This window comes from Microbacterium sp. MMO-113, assembly GCF_037148555.1.
In the GTDB taxonomy this organism is placed as follows: domain Bacteria; phylum Actinomycetota; class Actinomycetes; order Actinomycetales; family Microbacteriaceae; genus Microbacterium.
On sequence record NZ_JBBCTD010000016.1, the window covers coordinates 1 to 223 of the forward strand.

Sequence of the window (223 nt, forward strand, 5' to 3'; positions counted from 1 at the left end):
TGCTGGTGCGGTTAGCGTATTAACAGGTGTGACGCAGGAAGGTAGTCCAAGCCAGGCGATGGTTGTCCTGGTGCAAGTGCGTAGGCCGAGTCGTAGGCAAATCCGCGACTCATACAGGCTGAGACACGATGCGGATAAAAAGTGGATGATCCTATGCTGCCGAGAAAAGCATCGACGCGAGGTTCTAGCCGCCCGTACCCCAAACCGACTCAGGTGGTCAGGT

General features: G+C 56.1%; 1 rRNA gene. It reads left to right on the forward strand.

The features are described from left to right. Window positions 1–223 (forward strand): 23S ribosomal RNA (locus tag WFJ36_RS17115); the annotation flags it as partial.